The organism is Streptomyces sp. P5F9, from assembly GCF_057961495.1.
Genome location: NZ_JBXVPZ010000522.1, coordinates 1 through 6,289, shown reverse-complemented (window position 1 = coordinate 6,289; position 6,289 = coordinate 1). Strand labels below are relative to the sequence as shown.

Sequence of the window (6,289 nt, the reverse complement as noted above, 5' to 3'; positions counted from 1 at the left end):
AGTTTGAGGGGGTTGCCGATGGTGGTGAAGGGGCCGCGGTGGGGGTGGTCGACGGTGACGATGATGTCGTTGGCGATGAGGGAGGTGTCTTCGATGATTTCTTTGGTGGAGAGGATGGGTCCGCAGGGGATGTTGTGGGTGGTGAGGTGGTTGAGGACCTGCCATTTGGGGAGGGTGGTGGTCCATTCCTCGATGAGCTGGAACATTTTGGGGAGTTTGGGCAGGCGGGCTTCGGGGGTGGCCCAGTCGGGGTCGTCGGCGAGTTCGGGGCGGCCGATGAGGTGGGTGAGGGGCTGCCAGCCGGCGGGCTGGACGATGACGTAGACGTAGTCGTTGGGTCCGCCGGGTGCGCAGCGCAGGGCCCAGCCGGGCTGGCCGCCGCCGGAGGCGTTGGCGGAGCGGGGCACGGTGTCGCCGTAGTCCTGGTTGGGGTCTTCGGTGGGGTATTCGGTGAGCGGGCCGTGGGTGAGGCGTTGCTGGTCGCGGAGTTTGACCCGGCACAGGTTGAGGACGGCGTGCTGCATGGCGACGTTGACGCGTTGTCCGCGGCCGGTGTGCTCGCGCTGGAAGAGGGCGGCCAGGATGGCGGCGACGGCGTGGATGCCGGTGCCGGAGTCGCCGATCTGGGCGCCGGTGGCCATCGGGGGCCCGTCGGGGTGGCCGGTGGTGGCCATCGCACCGCCCATCGCCTGCGCGACGACCTCGTAGGCCTTGAAACCGGTGTAGGGGCCCTCGCCGAAGCCCTTGACGGAGGCGTACACGATCCGCGGGTTGATCTCCCGGATCCGTTCCCAGGTGAAGCCCATCCGGTCCACCGCGCCCGGCGCGAAGTTCTCCACCAGCACGTCCGACCGCGCGATCAGCGCGGTCAGGATCTCCTTGCCCCGCTCCGTCTTCGCATTCAGCGTGATGCTGCGCTTGTTGCAGTTGAGCATCGTGAAATACAGCGAGTCCACACCGGGCAGGTCCCGCAGCTGCCCGCGCGTGACGTCCCCGCCCGGCGCCTCCACCTTCACCACGTCCGCCCCCAGCCACGCCAGCAACTGCGTCGCCGACGGACCCGACTGCACATGCGTCATGTCCAGCACCCGAACACCCTCAAGCGCCCTCGTTGTCACAGGTCACCTCACTTGTCCGTTGGCGGGAGCGTCCTGGCGGCGCCGGCGGTGGGCCCCGTTTGGCACATTGCATACAGTCGACGAATACTGTATGAAGATTGTTATCCCGCATCCGATGGGTGATGTCCAGGGGTCGCGCAGCACTTTTAAGCCGCTCATCACTTTCCAGACGGGGGCCAATCATGGACCTGTACGAACACCAGGCGCGGGCGCTCTTCGAGGAACACGGAATCCTGGTGCCGAGAGCGGAGGTCACCGCCTCGCCCAAGGAGGCGCGCGAGATCGCCCGCGGGCTCGGCGGCCGCGCCGTCGTGAAGGCGCAGGTCAAGACCGGGGGTCGGGGCAGGGCGGGCGGTGTGGAACTCGCCGCCGACCCGGCCGCGGCCGAACGCGCGGCGCGTCGGATCCTCGGCATGGACATCAAGGGACACACGGTCGACAAGGTCATGCTGGCCCAACCCGTCGACATCGAGGCCGAGTTCTATGTCGCCTACGTCCTCGACCGTGCGGCGGGCCGATTCCTCGCCATCGCCTCGGCGGAGGGCGGCACCGAGATCGAGGAGGTCGCCGCCGGTCGGCCGGAGGCCGTCGCCCGTATCCACATCGACCCCGCCGAAGGCGTCACCTCCGCCAGGGCGGCCGAGATCGCCGAGGCCGCCGGCCTCCCGCCCCAGACCGTCGACGTGCTCGTACGGCTGTGGCGAGTGCTGGTCGACGAGGACGCCGTCCTCGTCGAGGTGAACCCCCTCGTGGCAACCGGGCAGGGACAGATCCTCGCCCTCGACGGCAAGATCACCCTCGACGACAACGCCCGCTTCCGGCAAGCCCGTTGGGGCGACGACCAGACGGCGCACGACCATCCGCTGGAGCAGGCGGCCGCCGCGAAGGGCCTCAACTACGTGAAGCTCGACGGCGAGGTCGGCATCATCGGCAACGGCGCCGGCCTGGTCATGTCGACCCTCGACGTGGTCGCCGGCTGCGGTGCCCGCCCCGCCAACTTCCTCGACATCGGCGGTGGCGCATCGGCCCAGGTCATGGCCGACGGGCTGTCCGTCATCCTCTCCGACCCGGCCGTGAAGTCGGTGTTCGTCAACGTCTTCGGCGGGATCACCGCCTGCGACGCGGTCGCCGACGGCATCGTCCAGGCCCTGGACGCCGTCCGCCTGACCAAGCCGCTCGTCGTACGCCTCGACGGCAACAACGCGGTCCGGGGCCGCGCCGTCCTCGACGCGCGAGCCCACCCCCTGATCCAGCAGGCCACCACCATGGACGGCGCGGCCCGCCGTGCCGCCCACCTCGCCAACTCCAGCTGAAGGAGCGGGACATGGCCATCTTCCTCACCCAGGAGTCCAAGGTCCTCGTCCAGGGCATGACCGGCGGCGAGGGTATGAAACACACCCGGCGGATGCTCGCCGCCGGCACGGACGTCGTCGGCGGCGTCAACCCGCGCAAGGCCGGCCGCACCGTCGACTTCGACGGACGGGCCGTGCCGGTCTTCGGGTCGGTCGCCGACGGTATGCAGTCGACGGGAGCCGATGTCACCGTCGTCTTCGTGCCGCCCGCCTTCGCCAAGGCAGCCGTGACCGAGGCCGCCGACGCCGGGATCGAACTCGCCGTCGTCATCACCGAGGGCATTCCGGTCCATGACTCCGTAGCCTTCCACGCGCACGCGGCGAAGAAGGGCACGCGCGTCATCGGCCCCAACTGCCCCGGACTGATCACGCCCGGGCAGTCGAACGCGGGCATCATCCCCGCCGACATCACGAAGCCGGGCCGCATCGGCCTGGTGTCCAAGTCCGGGACGCTCACCTACCAACTCATGTACGAGCTCCGGGACACAGGCTTCTCGACCTGCGTGGGCATCGGCGGCGACCCCGTCGTCGGCACCACCCACATCGACTGCCTGGCGGCCTTCCAGGACGACCCCGACACCGAACTGATCGTCCTCATCGGGGAGATCGGCGGCGACGCGGAGGAACGGGCGGCCGCGTTCATCCGCGACCACATCACCAAGCCCGTCGTCGGCTACATCGCCGGATTCACCGCACCCGAGGGCAGAACCATGGGGCATGCGGGAGCCATCGTCTCCGGTTCGTCCGGCACCTCCGAGGCGAAGAAGAAAGCCCTGGAAGCGGCCGGAGTAAGCGTGGGCGGCACCCCGACCGAAACAGCCCGGCTGGTGCTGGCCCATCTGGAAAGAGAACGCGACCTCAGTCATCGTTGACATGGAGTGACTGTCGAAGTCGGTCCGGCCACACCGCGTTCACCCTCGTACGCGACCACTGGTCGTGACACATGCGACCAGCAGTGGTCGCGCGGGCCCTCGCCCCGCAGTCCGGCAGATGCCGGGCCCCCGCCCCCGACTGTGCACCGAGAGCGGAGACACCGAATGACCACCACCCTCAACTCCACCCACCTCGTGGTGAAGTCCGGTACGTCCTGGACCGACGCCTGGCAGCGGTGCCTCGCCGTGGCCCCCGAGGCGTTCCGCGACGACCGCGTCCTCAACCTCTGGAACGCCGCCTGGCAGACGGACGGCCGGGCACTGCCCGCCACCAGCCCCGTCGACGGCAGCCCGATCGCCGGCCCGCCGCGCCTGGACCGGACCACCGCCCAGCAGGCCGTACGCGCCTCGCTCGACCAGCACCGCGCCTGGCGCCACATTCCCCTCGACGAGCGCCGTGCCCGTGTCGCGGCCACCCTCGACGCCCTCACCCAGCACCGTGAACTACTCGCCCTCCTTCTGGTCTGGGAGATCGGCAAGCCGTGGCGGCTCGCACAGGCGGACGTCGACCGGGCCATCGACGGTGTGCGCTGGTACGTCGACGGCATCGAGCCGATGGTCGCCGGCCGGGTCCCGCTGGACGGCCCGGTGTCCAACATCGCGAGCTGGAACTACCCGATGAGCGTGCTCGTGCACGCCATGCTGGTCCAGGCACTGGCGGGCAACGCGGTCATCGCCAAGGCCCCGACCGACGGCGGTGTCGCCTGTCTGACCCTGGCCTGCGCGCTCGCGGCCCGCGAGGGGATTCCCGTCACCCTGGTCAGCGGCAGCGGAGGTGAGCTGTCGGAGGCGCTGGTGAAGGCGCCCGAGATCGGCTGCGTGTCCTTCGTCGGCGGTCGCGACACCGGCGCCGCGGTGGCCACGGCCGTCGCCGACCTCGGCAAGCGTCACGTACTCGAACAGGAGGGACTCAACACCTGGGGCATCTGGAACTACTCGGACTGGGACGCGCTGACAGCGGTCATCCCCAAGCTCTTCGACTACGGCAAGCAGCGCTGCACGGCCTACCCGCGCTTCGTGGTCCAGCGTGCGCTGTTCGACGAATTCCTGGCCGCCTATCTGCCGGCAGTCCGCACCCTGAGGGTCGGTCACCCGCTCGCGGTCGAGCATCCCGACGATCCGTACCCGGCACTCGACTTCGGGCCGGTCATCAACGCGGCGAAGGCCAAGGAACTGCACGACCAGGTCGCCGAGGCCATCAACCGCGGCGCCGTCCCGCTGCACCGCGCCCACCCGAGTGAGGCCCGCTTCCTGCCCGGCCAGGACACCTCGGCGTACGTCCAGCCGGTCACCCTCCTGAACCCGCCGCCGTCCTCCCCGCTGCACCACGCGGAACCCTTCGGCCCGGTCGACACCATCGTCCTGGTCGACACGGAGGCCGAACTGCTGGCCGCGATGAACGCGTCCAACGGCGCCCTGGTGGCCACGCTGTCCACGGACGACGAGGCGACCTTCGGCCGGCTGGCCCCACAGATCCGCGCGTTCAAGGTGGGCCACGGCAAGCCCCGCTCCCGGGGCGACCGTGACGAACTGTTCGGCGGGTTCGGCGCGTCCTGGCGCGGCGCGTTCGTGGGCGGCGAACTGCTGGTGCGCGCGGTCACCCAGGGCCCGGCGGGGGAGCGGCTGCCCGGGAACTTCCCGGAGTACCAGTTGATGCCGTGAGGTGAGCTCGGGCGGCGCCCCCTTCGGGGCGCCGCCCGACGACCGGCCCGACAACAGACCAAGACGGTATGCAATATGGGATATGCGATACGGAGGGTGGCGTGGCGAACATGACGAGGGCGCTTGAGGGTGTTCGGGTGCTGGACATGACGCATGTGCAGTCGGGTCCGTCGGCGACGCAGTTGCTGGCGTGGCTGGGGGCGGACGTGGTGAAGGTGGAGGCGCCGGGCGGGGACGTCACGCGCGGGCAGCTGCGGGACCTGCCCGGTGTGGACTCGCTGTATTTCACGATGCTCAACTGCAACAAGCGCAGCATCACGCTGAATGCGAAGACGGAGCGGGGCAAGGAGATCCTGACCGCGCTGATCGCGCGGTCGGACGTGCTGGTGGAGAACTTCGCGCCGGGCGCGGTGGACCGGATGGGCTTCACCTGGGAACGGATCCGGGAGATCAACCCGCGGATCGTGTACGCCTCCGTCAAGGGCTTCGGCGAGGGCCCCTACACCGGCTTCAAGGCCTACGAGGTCGTCGCGCAGGCGATGGGCGGCGCGATGGCCACCACCGGCCACCCCGACGGCCCCCCGATGGCCACCGGCGCCCAGATCGGCGACTCCGGCACCGGCATCCACGCCGTCGCCGCCATCCTCGCCGCCCTCTTCCAGCGCGAGCACACCGGCCGCGGACAACGCGTCAACGTCGCCATGCAGCACGCCGTCCTCAACCTGTGCCGGGTCAAACTCCGCGACCAGCAACGCCTCACCCACGGCCCGCTCACCGAATACCCCACCGAAGACCCCAACCAGGACTACGGCGACACCGTGCCCCGCTCCGCCAACGCCTCCGGCGGCGGCCAGCCCGGCTGGGCCCTGCGCTGCGCACCCGGCGGACCCAACGACTACGTCTACGTCATCGTCCAGCCCGCCGGCTGGCAGCCCCTCACCCACCTCATCGGCCGCCCCGAACTCGCCGACGACCCCGACTGGGCCACCCCCGAAGCCCGCCTGCCCAAACTCCCCAAAATGTTCCAGCTCATCGAGGAATGGACCACCCCCCTCCCCAAATGGCAGGTCCTCAACCACCTCACCACCCACAACATCCCCTGCGGACCCATCCTCTCCACCAAAGAAATCATCGAAGACACCTCCCTCATCGCCAACGACATCATCGTCACCGTCGACCACCCCCACCGCGGCCCCTTCACCACCATCGGCAACCCCCTCAAACT

The 6,289-nt window shown here is 69.7% G+C and carries 5 protein-coding genes; 4 read left to right on the top strand and 1 reads right to left on the bottom strand.

Going from position 1 to position 6,289, the window contains the following annotated elements; genetic code table 11:
- A partial coding sequence (gene frc, locus AC31A1_RS44400; RefSeq protein ID WP_489658755.1) for a formyl-CoA transferase occupies positions 1 to 1,118 on the bottom strand: 1,118 nt, incomplete at its 3' end.
- Positions 1,119 to 1,300: 182 nt separating this feature from the next.
- Between frc (AC31A1_RS44400) and sucC the strand changes: the two genes are divergently transcribed.
- From sucC to frc (AC31A1_RS44380), 4 genes are all read left to right on the top strand, one after another.
- Positions 1,301 to 2,431, top strand: a complete 1,131-nt coding sequence (gene sucC, locus AC31A1_RS44395) for an ADP-forming succinate--CoA ligase subunit beta (RefSeq protein ID WP_489658754.1) — start codon at positions 1,301 to 1,303, stop codon at positions 2,429 to 2,431.
- Between the two features lie 11 nt (positions 2,432 to 2,442).
- Entirely contained in the window at positions 2,443 to 3,342 is a 900-nt protein-coding gene (gene sucD / locus AC31A1_RS44390; protein WP_489658753.1) for a succinate--CoA ligase subunit alpha, read from the top strand.
- A 165-nt stretch (positions 3,343 to 3,507) separates the two neighbouring features.
- Positions 3,508 to 5,064 carry an aldehyde dehydrogenase family protein gene (locus tag AC31A1_RS44385; protein ID WP_489658752.1) on the top strand — a complete coding sequence of 519 codons (1,557 nt, stop codon included), beginning with the start codon at positions 3,508 to 3,510 and terminating at the stop codon, positions 5,062 to 5,064.
- A 110-nt stretch (positions 5,065 to 5,174) separates the two neighbouring features.
- A partial coding sequence (gene frc, locus AC31A1_RS44380; RefSeq protein ID WP_489658756.1) for a formyl-CoA transferase occupies positions 5,175 to 6,289 on the top strand: 1,115 nt, incomplete at its 3' end.

Bases quoted from the DNA above. Each gene is read 5' to 3' on its own strand.
- sucD (WP_489658753.1), top strand. From the start codon at position 2,443: ATGGCCATCTTCCTCACCCAGGAGTCCAAGGTCCTCGTCCAGGGCATG.
- sucC (WP_489658754.1), top strand. From the start codon at position 1,301: ATGGACCTGTACGAACACCAGGCGCGGGCGCTCTTCGAGGAACACGGA.
- AC31A1_RS44385 (WP_489658752.1), top strand. From the start codon at position 3,508: ATGACCACCACCCTCAACTCCACCCACCTCGTGGTGAAGTCCGGTACG.